Here is a 21,443-nt window from a genome sequence, read left to right as displayed (position 1 = left end):
CCATGGTGGTCGTTACTGGGCTCGAACCAGTGACCCCCTCCTTGTAAGGGAGGTGCTCTCCCAGCTGAGCTAAACGACCTGGGATTCAATGTTCAGAGTGGTGGGTCGTGTAGGGTTCGAACCTACGACCAATTGATTAAGAGTCAACTGCTCTACCGACTGAGCTAACGACCCACATCCTGAACCTTTCACCAACCGCATGTGGCGGCCAGTGTTACAACATGGTGGTCGTTACTGGGCTCGAACCAGTGACCCCCTCCTTGTAAGGGAGGTGCTCTCCCAGCTGAGCTAAACGACCTGGGATTCTGTGTTCAGAGTGGTGGGTCGTGTAGGGTTCGAACCTACGACCAATTGATTAAGAGTCAACTGCTCTACCGACTGAGCTAACGACCCACATCCTGAACCTTTCACCAACCGCATGTGGCGGCCAGCATTACAACATGGTGGTCGTTACTGGGCTCGAACCAGTGACCCCCTCCTTGTAAGGGAGGTGCTCTCCCAGCTGAGCTAAACGACCTGGGAATATTGTCTTCACCTGCTGTGAAGAAATGGTGGGTCGTGCTGGATTCGAACCAGCGACCAATTGATTAAAAGTCAACTGCTCTACCGACTGAGCTAACGACCCTCACCACGACCAGTGCCGACTGCATTACTGCTCCGGCTCTGACGGCGGCCTATATTACGGATTTATCATCCTGGCGCAATAGAAAAATCTTAAATTAAATCTGATTGTTCACTGCGCATACAAAGCAGAGAGTTCTTTACAAGAGTGTTACGAAAACAGTGACATGCAGCAATGTCACAGCTTGGCCAGACTCTGTTTGGCCAGCTGGGCCGGCGAGGTGTTGGGGTAACCCTTGATCACCTGCTCATAGAAGGCCTTGGCCTCTGCTTTTTTACCGTCAAGCTGGGCGAGCATGCCGAGTTTCAGCAGGGCATCGGCCCGCTTGGGTGACTTGCTGTATTTGTTCGCCACCGTGGAGAACTGGCTCGCGGCCCCCGCCCTGTCACCCTTGTTGAACATCAGCTGGCCGAGCCAGTAGTGGGCATTGGGAACATAGCTGGAGTTCGGGAACTGCTTGATGAACCCTTCGAAGGCAGGAATGGCCTTGTCGTAGTTCTTCTCCTTGAGCACCATGTTCACGGCTGCGTCGTAGGCCTGGTTCTCATCCTGGTTGGTGGAGTAGTTGGCAGCCGCGGCAGGAGGCGTTGCAGCACCTGCAGCAGGTGTTGCGGGCGCGGCGGCAGGCTGGCTGTTGGCCACCTTGTCGAGCTCTTGGTAGAGTTGGCGCTGGCGCTCCTGGGACTGCTCCATCTGGTAGGTCTGCTGTTCCAGCTGACCACGCAGCTCGGAGACCTCCCCTTGCAGGGAGTCGACCTGTTGCTGCAGTTCGGCCTGCAGACGCAGACGGGCGTTGAGGGTACGCTCCAGCAGAGCAACCCGGTCTTCCAGGCTGCCGGTCGGTACGATGGCACCATTGTTGCCGCTCAGCACCACGCCGCTGCTGCCAGAATCCCCGCTCAGATCGCTCACGGGTGCCGCCGCTTGCGTATTCAAAGCAACCAACACGGCCAGCGCAACACCAGCTTGCTTGTACACAGATTTCATTCGGATCAAACCTTAGCGTTTAGTGCAAATAAAACGGCCAGCGCATAGTCGCTCGCTGATACAGATTTCATTCGGATCAAACCTTGACGTTTAGTGCAAATAAAACGGCCATCGAAATGGCCGCTTGCATATAAACGAACTTCGTTCGACTCAAACCTTAGTAAACCAGGACCGCACGGCGGTTCTTGGCAAAGGCTTCCTCGGTGTGGGACAGATCCAGCGGCTTCTCTTCGCCATAGCTGACGATGGAGAGCTGCTCGGCCTGCACACCCAGGGTTTGCAGATACTTGGCAACAGCCTTGGCACGACGCTCACCCAGCGCGATGTTGTATTCCGGCGTACCGCGCTCGTCGGCGTGGCCTTCGATCAGTACCTTGACGCTCGGACGTTCACGCAGGTAGCTGGCGTGGGCATCCAGCAGGTCGGCGTACTGACCCTGAATGTCGTAACCATCGTACGGGAAGTAGATCACGTTGTCGCGTTGCAGCGCTTCGAACTTCTGACGCATCTGCTCTTCCGGGGACAACATGCCGTTGGCGCCGCCGGTTTGTACACCGCCCATGCCGTCGGTCATGCCGGACTCGGCGCCAGCGGCGTCGGAGTCGGAAGAGGAGCTACAGGCAGCCAGGGTGAACAGTGGCAGTGCGATGGCCAGACCCTTGAGCAGTTTATTGAGTTGCATGCTATTTCCTTAAACCTTTATAACAAAACAAAAAACAATCGATTTTTATCAATTCAAGAAGGGCGACCAAGCTGGTGCACGAATTTCACCGCTACTGGTCGGAAGCACTGCCTTGAAGCGACCGTCGGTCGACACCAATGCAAGACTCTTACGACCCTGATAGATGGTGGCATAAATGATCATGCTGCCATTGGGAGCCACACTTGGCGATTCATCCAGAGCACTCTGGGTCAGTACCAGCATGGCTCCATTTTCCATATCCTGGCGAGCGATGCGATATTGTCCCTGAACCCGGGTCACCATCACCATGGACTTGCCGTCCGGTGTGATGGATGCCCCCTGGTTGGAATCCCCTTCCCAGGTCATCCGGCGAGTCATGCCAGTCGCCAAATTTACGCTATAAATCTGGGGTTTGCCACCACGTTCAGAGGTGAACAGCAAAGTTTGACCGTCCGGCATCCAGGAGGGTTCGGTGTCGATGGTACGGTTATTTGTGACTCGGGTGAGTTGCTTGCTAGCAACATCAACGACATAGATGTCAGGCTGCCCATCTTTGGACAGAACAATAGCCAAACGACGACCGTCTGGAGACCACTCCGGCGCACCGTTGATGCCACGGAAGCTGGTGATCAGACTGCGCTGCTGGGTGTAGATGTCCTGCACATAGATCTCGGACTTCTGGTTCTCGAAGCTCACGTAAGCCAGCTTGCTGCCATCCGGCGACCAGGCCGGGGACATCAGGGGTTCACGGGAGCGCAGCAGGGTCTTCTCGTTGTAGCCGTCGTAGTCGGAGATCCGCAGCTGATACGGGAACTGGGTGCCCTGCTGCACGGAGACATAGGCCAGACGAGTCAGGAAGGCGCCACGCTCACCGGTCAGACGCTCGTAGACGATGTCGGAGATGCGGTGGGCAAACTGGCGCATCTGGGCACCCGGGATGGTCGCCATGCGGCTGTCCAGGATGTAACCGTTCGCTTCACCGCCCTGGGTCTTGGCCAGCTGGCCTTTCAGGACGTCGACCAGCTCGAAGTTGATCTTGTAGGTACCATCACCCACGGCGGCGATGGAGCCGACCACCACGGCTTCGACCCCCTGGGAAGCCCAGGGTGCGAAGTTGATCTCGCCGCTGGTGCTCGGCGTCTGCGGCATCTGGCCACGAGCCAGCGGCTTGAACTTGCCGCTGCGCATCAGGTCGTTGGAGACCACTTCCGCGATATCCTGCGGCAACTGGCCATTGCCCTCCCACTTGAAGGGGGCGATGGCGATGGGGCGCGCACTGTCGATACCGCCGGTGATGACGATGTCCAAGGCCGCCTGAGCGCTCTGGCCTAGCAGAAGGCAGCCAACCAAAGCAAAAAACACTTTTCTTATCATGGCTTAAATACTCTGTTCCAAAAAAATGAGAGGTGAAATCCCTTTATCAGCAGATGCTGCCAACCACGGTCATTGACCCCGTTCTATCACGCTTAGATGCTCGGTTCTAACTTGAGGTTAAACTCCTTCAACATCTCGAATGCCGCCGGATCCTTCGGCACCGGCAACTGGTTGGCCTTCAGCACCGCCGCCTTGCCGGAGCGGCAGACCGCCGGATCACCCTGACCGTTGTCCACCGAGATGACGAAGCCGCTACTGGCCAACTTGACACCGATAGTACATGTTTTGCCCCGCATGGTGGGATCCAAAATCATGTAGCGCTCGACCGTGGCCTTGATGAGGGCGGCATACTTGTCGACTTCGCCCTTGGCGGCTGCCGATGCTGCCTGACTGCGCGCATTGGCCTCGGCGGCCAGCTGCTGCTCCATCATGGCTTCCATCTCTTTTTGCAACTTGGCCTCTTCGGCCGCCTTGCGCTTGCGCTCCGCCTCAATCTTGGCCTTTCTGTCAGCCTCGGCCTTCGCCTTCTTCTCTGCGTCAGCTTTTGCCTTCTTGTCAGCCTCTTCCTTCGCCTTCTTCTCGGCCTCCGCCTTGGCTTTCTTCTCGGCTTCCGCCTTCGCCTTTTTCTCGGCTTCGGCCTTGGCCTTCTTCTCGGCTTCCGCTTTCTTGGCCTTGGCCTCTTCCGCCTTGGCCTTCTCTTCAGCCTGCTTCTTCTCCAGCTCTTCTTTTTTCTTCTTGAGCGCCAGCGCCTTGGCCTCTTCCGCCGCCTTGCGTTCGGCTTCGGCCTTCTTGGTCTTCTGCTCTTCCAGCTTGCGGGCTTCCTCGGCTTTCTGGGCCTTCTCTTCCGCCTGCTTCTGTTCAGCCTCTTTCTTCTGCTTGTCGGCTTCGGCCTTGCGGGTCGCCTCTTCGGCCTGCTTGCGCTTGGTCTCGGCGATACGCAGACGCTCCTGCTCCTGTGCCAGCTCGCGTTTGACGCGCTCAGCGTCTTCCTTGTCTTTCTGCTGCTGTGCAGCCTTGGGCTGGGCCTGCTTCTGCTGCTGGACCTGCTGCATCTGCTGCTCCAGCATTTCGCTGTCCATCATGACCGCATTGACGATCTGTCCCTTGGACTCGGGGCGCTTGGGTTTGCTGAAGTCGACACCGACCAGCAGGATGATGCCGATGATCAGATGCAGCAGCAGCGACGCGACGAGATAACCGGAAATACCACGCTTCACATCCATCTCCGTCAGTTCACCGGATCCGTCATCAGACCAACCTGAGGCACACCGGCTTTCTTGAGGGCCACCATCAGCAGGATCACCTCCTCGTAGCGCACGGACTTATCACCGGCGACCACCACGGGTGCGTTCTGGTTGATGGCCAGATAGCCCATGGCCTTCTCGGTGATGTACTGCTGCATCGCCTCTGGGGTGCCACTCGGTACGGGTTCGTCATCCGCCTCGCCGGCCTTGATGACGTACTCACCCTCGGTATTGACGCTGACGATGAAAGGCGGCTTGGAGTCTTCCGGCAACTGCTCGGACTCCGCCTGAGGCAGGTCGACCTTGACCCCCTGCGTGATCACGGGCGTGACCGCCATGAAGATGATGAGCAGCACCAGCATGACGTCGATATAGGGCACCACGTTGATCTCGGCGACCTTCTTGCGTTTGAGCCGCTGATAGGTTTGCATTACTTCTCACCCTGCTGTGCGATTTGGCGGTTCAGAATGGTGGTGAACTCGTCCATGAAGTTGGCGTAGGCGTTTTCCAGCCGTTCGACCTTGTTGGTGAAGCGGTTGTAGAAGATAACGGCCGGGATGGCGGCAAACAGACCCATGGCGGTGGCGATCAGCGCTTCCGCGATACCCGGTGCCACCATCTGCAGGGTCGCCTGCTGAACCTGACCCAGAGCGATAAAGGCGTTCATGATCCCCCAGACGGTACCGAACAGACCGATATAGGGGCTGATGGAACCGATGGTCGCCAAGACCGGTAGGTTGGACTCGAGATCGTCCACTGCACGGGACAGGGAGACGCGCATGGCACGATAGGTACCGTCCATCACCGCATCCTGACCGCGGGCACCGGCCTTGAGCAGGCGGGCATACTCCTTGAAGCCGGAGTAGAAGATGTCTTCCATGCCTTCGATGTCGTCACGACGGGAGGAGGACTCCTGGTAGAGACGATTGAGGTCGACCCCGGACCAGAATCTGTCTTCAAACTGCTCCGAGGCGAGGTTGGCCGCCTTGATGGCCTTGGAGCGCTGTATGATCAGCGCCCAGGAGACGACCGACATGCCCATCAGGGTCATCATGACCAGTTTCACCAACAGACTGGCTTGCCAGAACAGGCCAATAAACGAAATTTCAGCGTGCACTTAACAGCACTCCCTTGATTTTTTCAGGTATTGCAACAGGTTTCATTTGCGGATGACTTACACAGGCGATCTGTACCATGGCCTGAGTGATCAGCCGTCCATCAGCCGCCAGGATCTGCTGTGAAAAACGCATGGAAGCGCGTTTCACTTCAGTTACTTGCGTCATTACGGTCAGCAGTTCATTGAAGCGGGCCGCCGCGCGGAAGTCGATTTCGGTGCGACTCACCACAAACGCGATCCCTGCCTGCAGCAGGACATCCTGTTCGATGCCGCCTGCGCGCAGGAATTCGGTGCGGGCCCGTTCCATAAACTTGAGATAATTGGCGTTGTAGACGATGCCTCCGGCATCCGTGTCTTCGTAGTAGACACGCACCGGAAACTCAGAGACTTCCCCCATAAAAATCTGTGATCCATTCGACAGTCAGATGGGGGGCTATCATAGCGCAGGGCTGAATAGGAAAGAAGCAGGGGGAGACAGGGAAATCCCGTCTCTTCCTGTTTTTTATGGCGTGCTGCGGCGCCGACAGGCCGAAGACCACAGGGCTGTCAGCATCGCAAGAAAAGCGGAAAAGAGAAGTGGCTGCGAGCGGCGTGACAAGCGAGGTTCGGTTGCTCTGACCGGGCGACGGCACGCCCGTCAAAAAAGAAGAAGGAGGTGGGCTGATGCCGACCTCCTTCATCATTTATGGCAGGTAGTAGCTGCTGGTCAGCCAGAGCCCGCAGAGCAGGCTGGGCAGGGCGAGCCAGGGGAAGAACAGCACGCGACCCACCAGGCTGCGCGGGTGAAACCCCAGTCCATGCATGACACCGCAACAGACCGCCCACATCAGCCAGGGCGCAAGCCAGAGGCCGTGCTCACTGGTGTTGGCCGCGACCAGGTTGGGCGCCTGCAAGATGGCGACAGCCAGCAGGGCCGCCGCCAGCAGCATCAGACCTTGCCATGGCTGGCGCTCCAGAGGAGCGGCCAGCCGGGCGAGCCTGTCACTTGTCTTCATCAATCTGACGATCCAGGTTCTCGGTGTGCTCCAGCCAGAGCGCATTGATAATCCCAAACGCACAGGCCAGCAGCAGCCCCAGGATCCAGGTGAAATACCACATATCAGGGCACCTTCTTAGTAGAGCGATTGTTGGTTGTCTTCGATGTGCTTGTTACTCACCCGGCCGAACATCTTGATGTAGGTCCAGATGGTGTAAGCCAGCACGGTCGGCACGAAGACGACTGCGACTACCGTCATCACCTTGAGGGTGTTGAAGGAGGCGGTGGAATCCCACATGGTCAGGCTCTGGGACGGCTCGAGGCTCGAGGGCATCACGAACGGGAACATGGAGAAGCCCGCGGTCAGGATGATGCCGGCGATGCCTAAGGAGGAGAACAGGAACGCCACCCAACCCTTGTCCAGCTTGGCCGCCACGGCGGTCAGCAGACACATCACCAGACCCAGAACGGGTGCGGCAATCATCCAGGGATAGAGGTTGTAGTTCTGCATCCAGGCACCGGCCTGCACCACCACTTCCTTGTGAAGGGGGTTGGTGACGGCGTCGGTGGCGACGGAGCCCACAATCACATAACCATCCATGCCGCTCACCCAGACACCGGCCAGGGCGAACAGCACCAGGGTCAGCAGGGAGAAGATCATGGCGGCGGTGCGAGAGCGCGCCAGCACTTCACCTTCGGTCTTCATCATCAGCCAGGTTGCACCCTGGGTGATGATCATGAAGAGGCTCACCAGACCGGCCAGCAGACCGAACGGATTGAGCAGACCGAAGAAGTTGCCGTGATAGGTCATCATCAGGAACTGGTTGAAGCTGAACGGTACACCCTGCAGCAGGTTGCCGAACGCCACCCCGAAGATGACAGGGGGAATGGCGCTACCGGCAAACAGAGCCCAGTCCCAGTTGGAGCGCCACTTGGCATCTTCCTGCAGGGAGCGGTACTTGAAACCGACCGGACGGAAGAACAGCGCCATCAGGGTCAGGATCATGGCGATGTAGAAGCCGGAGAAGGCCGCCGCATAGACCATGGGCCAGGCGGCGAACAGGGCACCACCGGCGGTCACCAGCCAGACCTGGTTGCCTTCCCAGTGCGGCCCCATGGTGTTGAGCATCACGCGACGCTCCACATCCTTCTTGCCGACGAAGGGGAGCAGGGCGCCCACCCCCATATCGAAACCGTCGGTGATGGCAAACCCGATCAGCAGCACGCCGACCAGCACCCACCAGACCAGACGCAACAGTTCGTAATCAAACATGGGTCACTCTCCTTATGCCTTGCTCTGTTCGAAGTGGTACTTGCCCGTCTTCAGGCTGCTTGGGCCCAGGCGCGCATACTTGAACATCAGGTACATCTCGATGATCAGCAGTACGGTGTAGAACAGGAAGATCCCGATCAGAGAGAACCAGATCTCGGACGCAGGAATGTTGGATGCAGAGACATAAGTCGGCAGCATCTCGGCGATGGTCCAGGGTTGACGACCGTATTCAGCGACAAACCAGCCCGCCTCGATGGCGATCCAGGGCAGCGGGATGCCGTACAGCAGCGCCTTGAGCAGCCACTTGCGCTCGCCGATCTTGTGGCGGGTGCTGTCATAGAAGGCCAGACCGATCAGCACCAGCATCAGGATGCCGCAGGCGACCATGATGCGGAAGGCGAAGAACAGCGGCAGTACCTGCGGGATGGAGTCATCCACGGCGGCCTTGATCTGCTCGTCGGTGGCGTCGGTCACGTTGGGGGTGTAACGCTTGAGCAGCAGACCGTAGCCCAGATCCTGCTTCACTTCGTCGAAGCGGGCGCGGGTATCGTCGGACTTGTCACCGGATTGCAGCTTGGTCAGCAGGTCGTAGGCGGTCATGCCGTTGCGCACGCGCAGCTCGTGCTCGCTCTTGAGATCCTTGAGACCGGTTACCTGACCGTCCAGGGAACGGGTGGCGATGATGCCGAGGGCATAGGGGATCTTGATGGCGTAGTCGGTGCGCATCTCTTCCTGGTTCGGGATCCCGAACAGGGTGAAGGATGCCGGAGCCGGCTCCGTGTTCCACTCGGCCTCGATGGCCGCCAGTTTCACCTTCTGTACTTCCCCGGTCTCGTAGCCGGACTCGTCACCCAGCACCAGCACGGAGAGGATGGAGGCCATGCCGAACGCGGCCGCGATGGCGAAGGAGCGACGAGCGAACGCCACATCACGATTCTTCAGCAGGTAATAGGAGGAGATCCCGAGCACGAACATGGCGCCCGTGGTATAGCCTGCCGCCACGGTGTGGACGAACTTGACCTGGGCAACCGGGTTGAACACCAGGTCGGCGAAGCTCACCATCTCCATGCGCATGGATTCGAAGTTGAACTCGGCACCCACCGGGTTCTGCATCCAGCCGTTGGCGACCAGGATCCAGAGTGCGGAAAGGTTGGTCCCGAGCGCCATCAGCCAGGTAGCCGCCAGGTGCTGGCGCTTGCTGAGACGATCCCAACCGAAGAAGAACATACCGACGAAGGTGGACTCCAGGAAGAAGGCCATCAAGCCTTCGATGGCCAGCGGGGCCCCGAAGATGTCGCCGACATAGTGGGAGTAGTAAGCCCAGTTGGTACCGAACTGAAACTCCATGGTGAGCCCGGTGGTAACCCCGAGGGCAAAGTTGATACCGAACAACTTGCCCCAGAACTTGGTCATGTCCCGGTACACTGTGTTGTTGGTCATCACATAGACAGACTCCATGATCGCCAGGATGAAGGCCATCCCCAGCGTCAAGGGTACAAACAGGAAGTGATAAAGGGCCGTCGCAGCAAATTGGAACCGCGATAGGTCTACCACATGCTCAGCAATCATGATGTTTCCTCACCGATTATTGGCACGGCTATTTTAAGTTTTAAGGACAAAGCTTCCATTGGAAGTCCCCGAACGGTCGGTCACCCCTCGCGGTCTGACCGGATTCGACTGCCACCACATTAACAACAAGGCAATATACAGGAACAAAAAAAGCTAATGTTTAACATCTAATAAACAATAACCAGGGTTCTATTCCCGCCTATAATGATCGCTGTTTTATATCACCTTTATTTGATTGAAATCAATGTAAAACCACCCTCAATACATGTTTTTTCAAGGTAACTTATAGGGCTTTTCCCATTAATTATGGGAGCTTCATCACAAAAAACACCAACCCGTAAATAATTGATTTAAATCAATTTTATGACATACCGAAATAGTTTCAATTCTGTTAAACAAATACGTAACCCCGGAAATAAAGCCCTCGCATCTCGATTATTTCAATAAATGGCCAGGCTCATCCAAAAATCAATTTAAACCCAGTAAAAACACATGTTTATGCGGATTGACACCCCCACCAAAATCATTAGTTTATCTAATCAAAAGCCCATAGATTTTCTTGTTTGTCCCACCCGGAAAGAGCTCCTACAATGCGCCTCGCAGTGAGGGCATACCTCTGAATACAGGCCGGTCATTCCGGGTTCCCGGTACGTATTCGATGAACATTTCGAACCTGTTTGTTGGGATTAATGATGAAAAAGTTTGTTGCCAAGACCATCCGTTACTACAAGCTTTCTTTCGTTCAACTCTATCAAATGAACCGACTCTGAAGCCTCGCGACGGCTCCTCTGTTTTTTCCCGACCGGTCTGCAGACGCGCTCACTGTCTGTGAACATCCATCCTGAATTGTCTTTGCCCACCGCCTGTGCCGTGGGCTTTTTTTTGCCCGCAAAACAAAAAGCCGCCTCAAGGGCGGCTTTTTGGTTCATATCGCAACGTCTACTGATCTGCCGGTCGTTCCAGGCCAAAGTGTGCGTAGGCTCTCTGAGTTGCGATCCGCCCTCTGGGTGTACGTTGCAGATAGCCTTGCTGGATCAGATAAGGTTCCAGCACGTCTTCTATGGTGTCCTTCTCCTCACCGATGGCGGCGGCCAGGTTGTCGAGCCCGACTGGCCCCCCCATAAACTTGTCGATGACGGCCAACAATAGCTTGCGATCCATGAAGTCGAAACCTTCGTTGTCCACGTCCAGCATGTCCATAGCTCGGGCCGCAATGGGTCCGTCAATTCGCCCGTCAGACTTCACCTGGGCAAAATCTCGTACCCGCCTTAACAAACGGTTAGCAATCCGCGGTGTCCCCCGGGAGCGACGGGCTACCTCGAGAGCGCCGTCTTCCGTCATGTCGAGCCCGAGGCAGCGGGCGCTGCGAGAGACGATGTCGGTCAGGTCCTTGACGTTGTAAAACTCGAGGCGCTGCACGATGCCAAACCGATCCCGCAGGGGGCTGGTGAGGGAGCCGGCCCGGGTGGTGGCACCGATCAGGGTGAAGGGAGGGAGATCGAGCTTGATGGAGCGGGCCGCTGGCCCCTCCCCTATCATGATGTCGAGCTGATAATCCTCCATGGCCGGATAGAGCACCTCCTCCACCACCGGGCTGAGACGGTGGATCTCGTCGATGAAGAGCACATCGTTCGGTTCCAGGTTGGTGAGGAGCGCCGCCAGATCGCCGGCCTTCTCCAGCACGGGACCCGAGGTGGTCTTGATGTTGACCCCCATCTCGTTGGCGACGATGTTGGCCAGCGTGGTCTTGCCAAGGCCGGGAGGCCCGAAGATCAGCAGATGATCGAGGGCCTCCCCGCGCTGGCGGGCGGCCTCGATGAAGATCTCCATCTGATCGCAGACGTGATCCTGTCCGGTGTAATCGGCCAGCTTTCTGGGCCGGATGGCCCGATCGATGATCTCGTCCTCACGGGCGGCACCGGCCGAGATGAGGCGATCCGCTTCAATCATTGTCTACCTCACACCAGGCTGCGCAGGGATTCACGAATGATCTCCTCTACCGACATGCCATCGGCGGCCACCTTGCTGACGATCTGGCTGGCCTGCTGCGGCTTGTAGCCGAGGGCCACCAGTGCACTGGCCGCCTCCTCGCTCGCATCTGGGGCACGCAGCGGGCTCTCTTTCGCGGGCAGGGTGATTTCGGCCGGGGAGAAGAGATCGTGGCTGACCCAGCCCTTGAGGCGGTCTTTCATCTCCACCACCAGGCGCTCGGCGGTCTTCTTGCCCACGCCGGGCAACTTGACCAGGGAGCTTATCTCCTCGCGCTCGACGCTCATCACAAACTGGGTGGCCGTCATGCCGGAGAGAATGGCCAGGGCAAGCTTGGGGCCGACCCCGTTGGTCTTGATCAGCTCGCGAAACAGCGCCCGCTCCTGCTTGTGGTTGAAGCCGTAGAGCAGCTGGGCATCTTCACGCACCACGAAGTGGGTGTGAATGACGGCCTCCTTCCCGAGTTCGGGCAGATCATAGAAGCAGCTCATGGGCATATGAACCTCATATCCCACCCCTCCGACCTCCAGCAACACCTCGGGGGGTTGCTTCTCGATGATGACGCCTCTCAAGCGACCGATCATGTTCTTTTCCTCGCCACGCAGACTCTCGCAAATTGGGTCATAGCATAAAGAATAACTGGATAAGTATCCAGCATAGGTCCATGCAGATCATGGGATGACCCGCTCTTCATACCCGTCCATTTCCCTCGTTCAGAACACTGTCTGTCACTTTATTTTCCATCGGGGATGGCACATCTTCGTCATTGATTGAACACTGAAATGGTCTTGTTCGGCACCAGGGATGGCTTGAATCATGAAAATTGTCACCACATCCAACCTCGGACTCACCATTCTGCTCGGCTGCACCCTGGGCATGGGGGCGATCGGCTGGTATGGCAGCCAGCGGCTGGCTGATCTGCTCTCCTACGTCCTGGGTGCCGCCTGGCAGACGGCAGATGGTGCCATGGAGGGCTCCATCGAACTCGGCAACCAGTCGCTCTATATCCAGAAGATGCTCTCGGGGATCCCCCTCGACGCACCGGAGCTGCAACGGGCAAAAGAGGCGGCCAGCGACGCTTTGCGCCGGGTGGAGCAAGGCGGGCTCATCGATGCGGCAGCCATCACCACGCTGAAGCAGCATGAGCAGACCTATCAGCAAGAGCAGGCACAGCTGCTGACCCTCTATCGCACCTTCACGAGCGCCGATGAGGCACTGCGTGCCAGTTCTGAACGCATGTCACGCCTCTCGACCAGGCTGGAGGTGATCGGTGACGAGGCCGTCGAGAGCCTCACCCGCTCACCGGATCAGGCCATCAGCTGGAACGGCGGCCTCGCGACCCGCTGGCAGGCGGCCGATGGCGGCATGCTGGCAACCGGCCAGTTCGATGTGCCCGGTGACGGGGAGTTTGCAGGCCAAATGCTCTCCACCCAGTATCGTGCCCTGCAAGCCGACAATGCCCGCCAGATCCGTGAATGGACCACAGCCCTGATCGCTTATCAGAACCAGCTGACCCGTTACGAACACAGTGCCGACCAGCTCAGGCTGGCGCTGGTCGAGGTCGAAGCCCAGGGGGACGCCACCGTCGAGGATCAGGTTCACCAGCTCAACGCCATCATCGACTACACCAGAGGACTCATCCTGGGGGGCTTGCTGCTCAGCCTGCTGAGCGTCACCTGCTGCGGCTTCTGGCTGGTACGCACCATTGTTCGTCCGCTACTCCAGGTCGACAAGCGCATGCAGGACATCGCCGCCGGGGAGGGAGATCTCAATGCCCGCATCAACCTCTCACGCGACGACGAGATTGGCTCCCTGGCCGGCAGCGTGGATCGCTTCATCGAGAAGCTGCAGAAGATGATCAGCGCCACCATGGACAACAACCAGCACATCAACCAGCACGTGCACACCTCGGTCAACCGGGTCCAGGCCATCAGCCAGAGCAGCCGCCAGACCGCTGCGCATGCCCAGGCGCTGCACCACGACAGCGAGCAGATGGTGCAGGTGGCCACCACCATCTCGGACAACTGCAACCTGGCGGCACACAACGACAACGAGGTGCGCCAGCTCACCACGCAAAGCAGCCAGTATGTCTCCTCCGCCACCGCCGGCATGCAGCGGGTGGTCATGGAGGTGGGTGAATGTGCCACCGCCATCAACGCCCTCAAGGAGCAGGCAGGGCAGATTGGCCAGATCATCTCTACCATCAGCAATATCTCGGAGCAGACCAACCTGCTGGCACTCAATGCCGCCATCGAAGCCGCCCGGGCGGGCGAGATGGGGCGCGGTTTTGCCGTGGTGGCCGACGAGGTGCGCACCCTGGCCAATCGCACCGCCACCTCCAGTGCCGAGATAACGAACGTGATCAACAGCATCCAGCAGCAGACAGAGCAGGCTTATCTGATGATGCAACGCAACCTGAAAACTGTGGAATCGGGTATGGCGGACTCCGACAACACCAAACAGATCCTGTTCAAGGTAGAAGAGGCCATCGATCAGCTCGCCGACATGGTGCAACAGGTGGCAGAGGCGACCAGCCAGCTCTCCCACACCCTGGGGCACACCACGGGCAAGGTTTCGGATATCAGCCTGCAGGCCCAGACGGGCGAACAGGAAGCCCAGGAGTGCCTGCAACTGGCCTCCTCCCTCCATCAAGCCAGCCAGCAGCAACAGCAGTTGCTGTCGCAATTTCGGGTCTAGTGCGGGCGGGGCAAGGCCCCCGCCCTCCCCCCAGCGCCGCTGAATTTAGCCCTTGGGCCGGGGGGCTTCGCCTGTTAAAATTCCGCACTTGAAATTTTCCAGGGCCAAGCCGCCCGAACTAGCGAAGGTCTACCGCGATGCGTACCAGCCAATATCTGCTTTCCACTCTCAAGGAAACCCCCTCCGACGCTGAAGTTGTCAGCCACCAGCTGATGCTGCGCGCCGGGATGATCCGCAAACTCGCTTCCGGCATGTACGCCTGGCTGCCGACCGGCCTGCGGGTCCTTAAGAAGATTGAAAACATCGTCCGCGAAGAGATGAACAATGCGGGTGCCGTCGAAGTGTCCATGCCTGTGGTACAGCCCGCCGAGCTGTGGCAGGAGTCCGGCCGCTGGGATGACTACGGCCCCGAGCTGTGCCGCCTGACCGACCGTCACAACCGCCCCTTCGTGCTGGGTCCGACCCACGAAGAGGTGATCACCGCGCTGGTCCGTTACGAAGTGAACAGCTACAAGCAACTGCCGCTGAATCTGTACCAGATCCAGACCAAGTTCCGCGATGAAGTGCGCCCCCGTTTCGGCGTGATGCGTGGCCGCGAATTCCTGATGAAGGATGCCTACTCCTTCCACATCGACAAGGCCTCCCTGGTCGATACCTATGAGAAGATGCATGCGGCCTACTGCACCGCCTTCACTCGCATGGGTCTGAACTTCCGCCCGGTGCAGGCCGATACCGGCTCCATCGGGGGCACCGGCTCCCACGAATTCCAGGTGCTGGCCGAGAGCGGTGAAGACTTGATCGCCTTCTCCGATACATCCGATTACGCCGCCAACATCGAGATGGCCGAAGCCCTGGCACCGGCTGGCGAGCGCGCTGCCGCAACCAAAGCCCTGACCAAGGTGGCCACCCCGGCCGTCCACACCATCGATGAAGTAGCCGCTTTCCTGAACGTGGCGCCGACCGCCATCGCCAAGACCCTGCTGGTACTGGCCGAGGAAGACGAGCACGGCAAACAGGCCGTCATCGCCCTGGTACTGCGTGGCGACCACGAGCTGAACGAAATCAAGGCCGAGAAGCTTTCTGGCGTGGCTAACCCACTGACCTTCGCCAATGACGAGCAGATCAAGGCTGCCGCCGGTTGCGACGCAGGCTCCATCGGCCCGGTCGGCTTTGCCGGTCGCATCATCGTCGATCGCAGCGCCGCCCATCTGAGCGATTTTGTTTGCGGCGCCAACGAGACCGGTTTCCACCTGACCGGTGCCAACTGGGATCGCGACATCGCCTCTTACGAAGTGGCCGACCTGCGCAACGTGGTGGAAGGTGATCCGAGCCCGTGCGGCCAGGGCAAGCTGCTGCTCAAGCGCGGTATCGAAGTGGGCCACATCTTCCAGTTGGGCACCAAGTACTCCGAAGCGATGAAGGCGAGCGTGCTGAACGAGGGCGGCAAGTCCGTCACCATGGAGATGGGTTGCTACGGCATCGGGGTTTCCCGCCTGGTGGCCGCCGCCATCGAGCAGAACAACGACCAGTACGGCATCATCTGGCCGGACGCCATCGCGCCGTTCGAGGTGGCCATCGTGCCGATGAACATGCACAAGTCCGAGCGCGTGGCCGAGCAGGCGCAGCAGTTCTACGCCGAGCTCAAAGCCGCCGGTGTGGACGTGCTGTTTGACGACCGCAAGGAGCGCCCGGGTGTGATGTTCGCCGACATGGAGCTGATCGGTGTGCCTCACGCCATCGTCATCGGTGACCGTGGTCTCGACAACGGCGTGGTGGAGTACAAGTGCCGCCGCTCCGGCGAGAAGCAGGAAGTGGCGATCAAAGAGATCGTTGCCATGCTCAAGGCCAAGCTGGGTCGCTGATAACGCCGACACCGCCTCTCGCTTTTCATAGGAAAGCCCCTAGTGCCACGGCACTCGGGGCTTTTTATATGGCTCTCAGCCATGATGCACAAAAATGCGTCTCCAGCGTGAACCAATGAGATAGCTGCATTGCCCTGTACACGGCACGGCTGATTTCCTAGACTGGCGCTCTTTACCCAGCTTGCCCGAGAAGTTATGTCCATCGCCTCAGCCAATACCGTTGTCGTGCTCGACTTCGAGACCACAGGGCTCTCACCCGGACAAGGGGATAGAGCCATCGAGTTCGGTGCCGTCAGAATCAAGGATGGCCATATCAGTGAGCGTTTCTCGGCATTGATGAATCCGGGCTTCAACGTGAGCAGCTTCATCGAGCAATATACCGGGATCAGCAATGCCATGCTGAAACAGGCTCTCCCCTGTAACGAGGTGATGGCGGATTTCGTCGACTTTATCGGTGATGACAATCTGGTCGCCCACAACGCCTCCTTCGACAAGCGCTTTCTGGATGCGGAAGTCGAGCGGCTGCCGGCGCGATACCGCGGGCAGTTCGCCTGCTCCCTGCTGCTGTCGAGGCGCCTGTTTCCCGATGCCCCGGATCACAAGCTGGGCACCCTGGTGCAATACAAGCGCCTGCCCAATGACGGGGTGTTTCACCGTGCCCTGGCGGATGCAGAGGTGACGGCCCACCTCTGGCTTGCCTTGTTGGAAGAGCTGGCGTGTCGACATGGCATTATCGACCCGGATTTTGAATGGCTGCTGACCCTTGGCAAGAAGCCAAAACAGGTGATTCCATCCTTCCTGCGGGAATATGCGACTCGGAAATAATATGTGCCGACATGCATCATCAATCATCCATGCCATGTCGGCACTGAATTTACCCGCCTTCACATCCATGATGGCCCGACGTAAAGAGAGGTAGGCAAGCAGATAATTTAGCACTGCACATCAATGAAAAAGCGCGCCAAATGGCGCGCTTTTTGTTTCCTTGTCATCTGGCGACGGGGCCGGTTCACGGCGCTTCAGGCATTGCGACCGATGAAGAGATCGGTCACATGGCAGCTGCTTCTCGCGGCCAGCGCATCCAGCATGTAGGCTGCCGCGTCTTCCGGCGTCATGAAGCCACTCGAATCCACGTGATCCGAATTCTCCCAGAACTCGCTGCGGATCCCGCTCGGATAGAGGTTCACCAGTCGCAGGGGAGCACTCTTCAGCTCGGCCCGCAAGGATTCGAGAAAGCCGCGCATGCCCCATTTGGAGGCGCAATAGAGGCTCTCGTTGGCCTTGCCGGTCTGGGCGGCAGAGGAGAGCACATTCGCCAGCACGCCGCCCTTGTCACCGATGAGGCGCACCGTCTGCTGGGCCACCAGTATGGTGGAGATGAGATTGCTCTCCACCACCCGGCGGATCTGCTCGGCGGTGTAGACACCCACCGGGCCGAACTCACCGACACCGGCACAATGGATCACCATGTCGGGCAGGCCGCCCCACTCCACCGCAGCGGCAAAGGCGACATCCACCTCTTCGTGGTGCGCCAGATCGGCGGCAATGCCGATCACCGCCTTGCCGAGCAGCTCTTCCTGCTCCTGCAGTTTCTGGTAACGGCGACCCATCATGGAAACCTGATGGCCGCGTTCAACCAGCCCTATGGTCAGGGCGCGGCCCAGTCCGGATCCGGCGCCAGTCACTATGATGTGGCCCATGTGTGCTCCTCAGGGAGATCAGAAGGTGAATTCACCACCGATGAACCAGCCGTCGATGGTCTGATCGACGCGATCGAAGTCCATCTCGGCCTCACGCCAGCCGGCGCGGATCTTGAGCGGCACGGAAGAGAACTTGTAGGAGCCGCCCAGACGGTAGTCGTAGTTGTCGGCATCCTGCACCCGCATATCGCCAAACGCCGCAAAGCCGGTCCCCGGGATGCGTACTTCACCCCCGGTGTAGGCCATCAGCACATCCTTGTCATAGGAGTAGTGCTGGGTGTTGAAATCACCGTCGTAGCGACGACCGGTCAGACCCAGATCGATCTGGAACAGATCGTTGTTGAACAGGCGATAGTAGAGGCTCAGGTCGTAAGCCAGCAGATCGTTGTTGAAGCTGCCACCGCTGCTGCTGAAGTCGGACATTTCAAACTTGGCGTTGGGCAGCAGCAGGATGCCGTGCTCCAGTTGCAGGTAGCCGCTCCAGTTGTAGTTCTCGTCGTAGCTGCCATCGGCACCCACGCTGCTGACCTGGCCACTTCCCTGGGCATTCCACAGATCGGCACCCGCCGCAAAACGCCAGTCATTGGCGGCCATGGCCCCATGGCTGAGCAGAGCCATCACAGTGCCGGCAATCAGGGTCTTCTTCATCACTTCGCTCCATTTTGGACTGGAAAGGCCATCATTTTACCCGCTGGGCAAGGAATACCTAGAGTAAAAAGCTGAACAAGCGTCCATAAATGTCAGTGCTTCATCCCTTTCATGGGTTCGACCGGCTTCACGGGCAGGCTCAGTGACAGCGTCTGACCATCGTCCAGGGTCAGGGTCAGCGGGAAGGGCGTGCCCTGGGCCAGGGTATGGATGTCGAACAACATGATGTGCAGGCTGCCGGGCTTGAGCACGGCCTCCCCCTTGGCCGGGATCTCGATGCTCTCCACCTGGCGCATCTTCATGACGCCGTTCTCGTGCAAATGGGTGTGCAGCTCGACACGGCCCGCCTCAGGGGACGCTCCCGCCACCAGTTTCACCGGTTTGTCCCCATCGTTCCTGAGCACCATGAACGCCGCCGTGTTCGGCGAGCCAGGGGGCAGCAGGCGCACATAACCATCGACCGCGTCGACCTTGGCCAGGGCCGGGGCGGCCAGAAGCAGTGCCATGGTGGAATAAAACGCACGTTTAAACATGGTTGAAATCCTTTTATGATGTTGTTAAACGAGACAAAGCTTACCCCTGTGACAAGCTTTTGACAGCCCCCGACAACAAGGATTCAGACATGGCCCTCACAATTCTGGCCGAACAGCAGGACGGCTTGCTCACCCTGACCTTCAATCGACCGGAAAAGCGCAATGCCCTCAACACGGAAACGTATCTGGCGCTGACCGACGCACTGCGCCAGGCCGCCCGGGACGAAGAGGTCCATGTGCTGCTGTTGCAGGGCCAGGCGGAGTGCTTCACCGCCGGCAACGATCTGGCCGACTTTGTTGGCAAGCACGCCCTTGAGCCGGACGACCCCATCCTGCAATTTCTGCACACCCTGGCCGACTTCCCCAAACCGGTGATCGCCGCCGTGGGCGGCCCGGCAGTCGGCATCGGCACTACCCTGCTGCTGCACTGCGACCTGGTCTATCTGGGTGACAACGCCCGGCTGCAACTGCCTTTCGTCGAGCTGGGACTGGTGCCGGAGTTTGCCGCCAGCCTGCTGCTGCCACGCGCCGTCGGTCACCTCAAGGCGGCGGAGCTGTTGCTGCTGGCAGAGGCCATCGATGGGGAAGAGGCGCTGCGTCTCGGGCTCGCCAACCGGGTGCTGGCCCCGGCGGACCTGCTCCCCTTCGCTCGGGAGCAGGGACTGAAATTGGCGGCCAAGCCGCCGATGGCGCTCCAGAAGAGCAAGGCGCTGCTCAAGCAGGAGCTCAAACAGGCGGTGCATTTCGTCATCGACCTGGAAGCGCGCGCCTTCGCCCAGGCCCTCCAAGGGGAAGAGGCGCAAAGCCGCATCGCCAGCAAGCTGCAAAAACGGCGCTGAACTCAGTTGAGACGGAACCGGCCTATCAGCTCGCAGCCCTGAACCCTGTCCTGCACCTGGATAAGCCGGGCAATCTCCGGATTGGGGTGGCGCTTCAAGAAGGAGAGCAGGGCGGCGCGGCAGCAGCCCAGCTCACTGATGAGGGATTCGCACGCCCGGTTGGGGCACTGGGGCACCAGGGCGGTGACCAGCTCGGAGGCGAGCTTGAGGTAGCGCAGTTCATAGGCGGGCTCTTCCATGGCACGCCAGAAATCGGCCATGCGGTGACAGGTGGCGACCCGCATGCTGGCCAGTTCGTCCAGATCCCCGGAGGCCAGCTCATACACTTCCCCCAGGGCCTGCTGATAGAGGCAGATCGCCGTGCCCAGAGCCCCCATGCCAAGGGCGTTCTCCGCCTCCAGCATGTAGCGTTGCCAGTTCTGATGTTCCATGTTCCTCTCCTTTGCCGACACGAGTGGAGTTTGTATCATGGCCAATCGAGAACAAATATCAACCAGACCCTTTGTGCAGGATCCCTCAACCCGCTGTTCTGGGCTGATTGACGCGACACTGCTTGCCGGGGTAACCAGGCAGATCCGACGCCTTGCTGCTGCACGCCAGCCGTTTGGCTTCGGCGAGGCGATCTGCAAGGTTGACCTCATCGATCGGCTGCCAGGCCATCTGCTGGCCGAGCCAGCTGGCCCAGGCAAACTCGACGAAGTAGACCTGATCCTTCTTGCTGAAGTAGCCCGCATCCTGCAACAGCCCCGCCAGGGTGCGGTAGGGGTAATCCGGCAATTCACCGATATGGCCGGGCAACTGCTCGGGAGTCAGGGGTTGACCCCGTTCATCCTTGAGCCAGGCCCAGTGGTTGTTCTGCATCTGGCTCCAGAAATTGGCCCTGTCCTGCAACCGTGCAATCACCTTGACCCTGACCTGCTTCACCCCCTGCTGCCACAGCGCCTTGGTCAGGTGGTGCCTGTCCACCAGCCAGTAACCCCCATCCGGCGCGATGACGATGGGGATCTCTTTCTTTTTCATCAGCTTGTCGAGCTGCTTCTCGCTCTTGTCCGCCAGCTCCCGGGCTGTGGTATCCACCTGCAACTGACCGACGCCGCCCTGGGTGGGGTGCAGCGCCTCTATGTTCACTTCGCACCAGCTTCCCACCGAGCTGCTCTTCTCGCACGGGGACAACGCCCAGGCGCCCTGGCTCAGCACGCAGGCCAACAAGATCCATGCTCTCATCACTCTCTCCTTTTCCTGGCGCTCACGGCGCCCCCTCGTTGACAGCCGCATCGGATATCATGGGACTCATGCTGGCGGTCTGACCAGCAAAGGGGATATCATGATTT

The 21,443-nt window shown here is 59.0% G+C and carries 23 protein-coding genes and 6 tRNA genes; 4 read left to right on the top strand and 25 right to left on the bottom strand.

The genetic code is table 11. From position 1 onward, the window contains the following. Positions 1-3 precede the first annotated feature (3 nt). The 20 genes from PG879_RS08575 to ruvA form a co-directional block, all read right to left on the bottom strand. Positions 4-79 (bottom strand) — tRNA-Val (locus PG879_RS08575). Between the two features lie 19 nt (positions 80-98). Further along, positions 99-174 (bottom strand) — tRNA-Lys (locus tag PG879_RS08570). A 48-nt stretch (positions 175-222) separates the two neighbouring features. After that, positions 223-298 (bottom strand) — tRNA-Val (locus PG879_RS08565). A gap of 19 nt (positions 299-317) precedes the next feature. Beyond that, positions 318-393: transfer RNA gene (locus PG879_RS08560), tRNA-Lys, on the bottom strand. 48 nt (positions 394-441) lie between these two features. Continuing rightward, positions 442-517, bottom strand: a tRNA-Val gene (locus PG879_RS08555). A 32-nt stretch (positions 518-549) separates the two neighbouring features. After that, a tRNA-Lys gene (locus PG879_RS08550) sits at positions 550-625 on the bottom strand. A 174-nt stretch (positions 626-799) separates the two neighbouring features. After that, positions 800-1,609, bottom strand: coding sequence for a tol-pal system protein YbgF (ybgF, locus tag PG879_RS08545; RefSeq protein WP_210600071.1), 810 nt, complete (start codon positions 1,607-1,609; stop codon positions 800-802). Positions 1,610-1,766: 157 nt separating this feature from the next. Further along, entirely contained in the window at positions 1,767-2,291 is a 525-nt protein-coding gene (pal, locus tag PG879_RS08540; RefSeq protein WP_010672877.1) for a peptidoglycan-associated lipoprotein Pal, read from the bottom strand. Between the two features lie 48 nt (positions 2,292-2,339). Further along, positions 2,340-3,665 carry a Tol-Pal system beta propeller repeat protein TolB gene (tolB, locus tag PG879_RS08535; RefSeq protein ID WP_010672876.1) on the bottom strand — a complete coding sequence of 442 codons (1,326 nt, stop codon included), beginning with the start codon at positions 3,663-3,665 and terminating at the stop codon, positions 2,340-2,342. Positions 3,666-3,757: 92 nt separating this feature from the next. Beyond that, a complete protein-coding gene (gene tolA / locus PG879_RS08530) occupies positions 3,758-4,888 on the bottom strand; it encodes a cell envelope integrity protein TolA (protein ID WP_042014603.1) in 1,131 nt (376 codons plus the stop codon). A 5-nt stretch (positions 4,889-4,893) separates the two neighbouring features. Beyond that, a complete protein-coding gene (tolR, locus tag PG879_RS08525; RefSeq protein WP_010672874.1) occupies positions 4,894-5,340 on the bottom strand; it encodes a protein TolR in 447 nt (148 codons plus the stop codon). After that, the gene (gene tolQ / locus PG879_RS08520; protein ID WP_010672873.1) at positions 5,340-6,026 is read right to left on the bottom strand and encodes a protein TolQ; all 687 of its coding nucleotides are present in this window, start codon (positions 6,024-6,026) and stop codon (positions 5,340-5,342) included. Before tolQ ends, tolR begins: the two co-directional genes overlap by 1 nt. Then, positions 6,016-6,423, bottom strand: coding sequence for a tol-pal system-associated acyl-CoA thioesterase (gene ybgC / locus PG879_RS08515; protein WP_010672872.1), 408 nt, complete (start codon positions 6,421-6,423; stop codon positions 6,016-6,018). Before ybgC ends, tolQ begins: the two co-directional genes overlap by 11 nt. Before the next feature lie 286 nt (positions 6,424-6,709). Beyond that, positions 6,710-7,021, bottom strand: a complete 312-nt coding sequence (locus tag PG879_RS08510; RefSeq protein ID WP_039039483.1) for a cyd operon YbgE family protein — start codon at positions 7,019-7,021, stop codon at positions 6,710-6,712. Further along, complete coding sequence (gene cydX / locus PG879_RS08505) at positions 7,008-7,124, bottom strand: cytochrome bd-I oxidase subunit CydX (RefSeq protein ID WP_005331536.1); 117 nt, start codon at positions 7,122-7,124, stop codon at positions 7,008-7,010. Before cydX ends, PG879_RS08510 begins: the two co-directional genes overlap by 14 nt. A gap of 14 nt (positions 7,125-7,138) precedes the next feature. After that, the gene (cydB, locus tag PG879_RS08500; protein ID WP_041211015.1) at positions 7,139-8,275 is read right to left on the bottom strand and encodes a cytochrome d ubiquinol oxidase subunit II; all 1,137 of its coding nucleotides are present in this window, start codon (positions 8,273-8,275) and stop codon (positions 7,139-7,141) included. A 12-nt stretch (positions 8,276-8,287) separates the two neighbouring features. After that, positions 8,288-9,844 (bottom strand): cytochrome ubiquinol oxidase subunit I, encoded by a 1,557-nt coding sequence (locus PG879_RS08495; RefSeq protein ID WP_010672869.1) that lies wholly within the window; start codon positions 9,842-9,844, stop codon positions 8,288-8,290. A gap of 686 nt (positions 9,845-10,530) precedes the next feature. Beyond that, entirely contained in the window at positions 10,531-10,773 is a 243-nt protein-coding gene (locus PG879_RS08490) for a hypothetical protein (RefSeq protein WP_029313687.1), read from the bottom strand. Positions 10,774-10,783: 10 nt separating this feature from the next. Then, on the bottom strand, positions 10,784-11,794 hold the full coding sequence (gene ruvB, locus PG879_RS08485; protein WP_041211014.1) for a Holliday junction branch migration DNA helicase RuvB: 1,011 nt from the start codon (positions 11,792-11,794) through the stop codon (positions 10,784-10,786). 8 nt (positions 11,795-11,802) lie between these two features. Beyond that, positions 11,803-12,417: a Holliday junction branch migration protein RuvA gene (ruvA, locus tag PG879_RS08480; protein WP_010672867.1), complete on the bottom strand. Its 615-nt coding sequence runs from the start codon at positions 12,415-12,417 to the stop codon at positions 11,803-11,805. A gap of 232 nt (positions 12,418-12,649) precedes the next feature. Here ruvA and PG879_RS08475 point away from each other — a divergent pair, with 232 nt between their 5' ends. The 3 genes from PG879_RS08475 (at position 12,650) to PG879_RS08465 (ending at position 17,217) form a co-directional block, all read left to right on the top strand. After that, complete coding sequence (locus PG879_RS08475) at positions 12,650-14,530, top strand: methyl-accepting chemotaxis protein (RefSeq protein ID WP_210600069.1); 1,881 nt, start codon at positions 12,650-12,652, stop codon at positions 14,528-14,530. 137 nt (positions 14,531-14,667) lie between these two features. Continuing rightward, positions 14,668-16,392, top strand: a complete 1,725-nt coding sequence (locus PG879_RS08470) for a proline--tRNA ligase (RefSeq protein WP_210600068.1) — start codon at positions 14,668-14,670, stop codon at positions 16,390-16,392. Between the two features lie 195 nt (positions 16,393-16,587). After that, entirely contained in the window at positions 16,588-17,217 is a 630-nt protein-coding gene (locus PG879_RS08465; RefSeq protein ID WP_210600067.1) for a 3'-5' exonuclease, read from the top strand. Positions 17,218-17,411: 194 nt separating this feature from the next. Here PG879_RS08465 and PG879_RS08460 read toward each other — a convergent pair whose 3' ends face one another. The 3 genes from PG879_RS08460 to PG879_RS08450 all read right to left on the bottom strand — a co-directional run bounded on the left by PG879_RS08460 (position 17,412) and on the right by PG879_RS08450 (position 19,273). After that, entirely contained in the window at positions 17,412-18,092 is a 681-nt protein-coding gene (locus PG879_RS08460; protein ID WP_045523363.1) for an SDR family oxidoreductase, read from the bottom strand. Positions 18,093-18,110: 18 nt separating this feature from the next. Then, complete coding sequence (locus tag PG879_RS08455) at positions 18,111-18,740, bottom strand: TIGR04219 family outer membrane beta-barrel protein (protein ID WP_010672862.1); 630 nt, start codon at positions 18,738-18,740, stop codon at positions 18,111-18,113. 92 nt (positions 18,741-18,832) lie between these two features. Then, positions 18,833-19,273: a copper chaperone PCu(A)C gene (locus PG879_RS08450; RefSeq protein WP_039039478.1), complete on the bottom strand. Its 441-nt coding sequence runs from the start codon at positions 19,271-19,273 to the stop codon at positions 18,833-18,835. Positions 19,274-19,362: 89 nt separating this feature from the next. Between PG879_RS08450 and PG879_RS08445 the strand changes: the two genes are divergently transcribed. Beyond that, complete coding sequence (locus PG879_RS08445; RefSeq protein WP_041211009.1) at positions 19,363-20,112, top strand: enoyl-CoA hydratase-related protein; 750 nt, start codon at positions 19,363-19,365, stop codon at positions 20,110-20,112. Between the two features lie 2 nt (positions 20,113-20,114). Here the strand turns inward: PG879_RS08445 and PG879_RS08440 are convergent, their stop codons facing one another. Both PG879_RS08440 and PG879_RS08435 read right to left on the bottom strand, forming a co-directional pair. Beyond that, complete coding sequence (locus PG879_RS08440; RefSeq protein WP_039039476.1) at positions 20,115-20,543, bottom strand: DUF2753 family protein; 429 nt, start codon at positions 20,541-20,543, stop codon at positions 20,115-20,117. Between the two features lie 85 nt (positions 20,544-20,628). Continuing rightward, positions 20,629-21,336, bottom strand: a complete 708-nt coding sequence (locus PG879_RS08435) for a ParB-like protein (RefSeq protein ID WP_041214520.1) — start codon at positions 21,334-21,336, stop codon at positions 20,629-20,631. Between the last annotated feature and the right edge of the window lie 107 nt (positions 21,337-21,443).

Source organism: Aeromonas sp. QDB63 (assembly GCF_027707425.1).
GTDB lineage: Bacteria > Pseudomonadota > Gammaproteobacteria > Enterobacterales > Aeromonadaceae > Aeromonas > Aeromonas caviae.
Note: the sequence above shows the minus strand (reverse complement) of the source record. Positions and strands in the feature narration are given on the sequence as shown.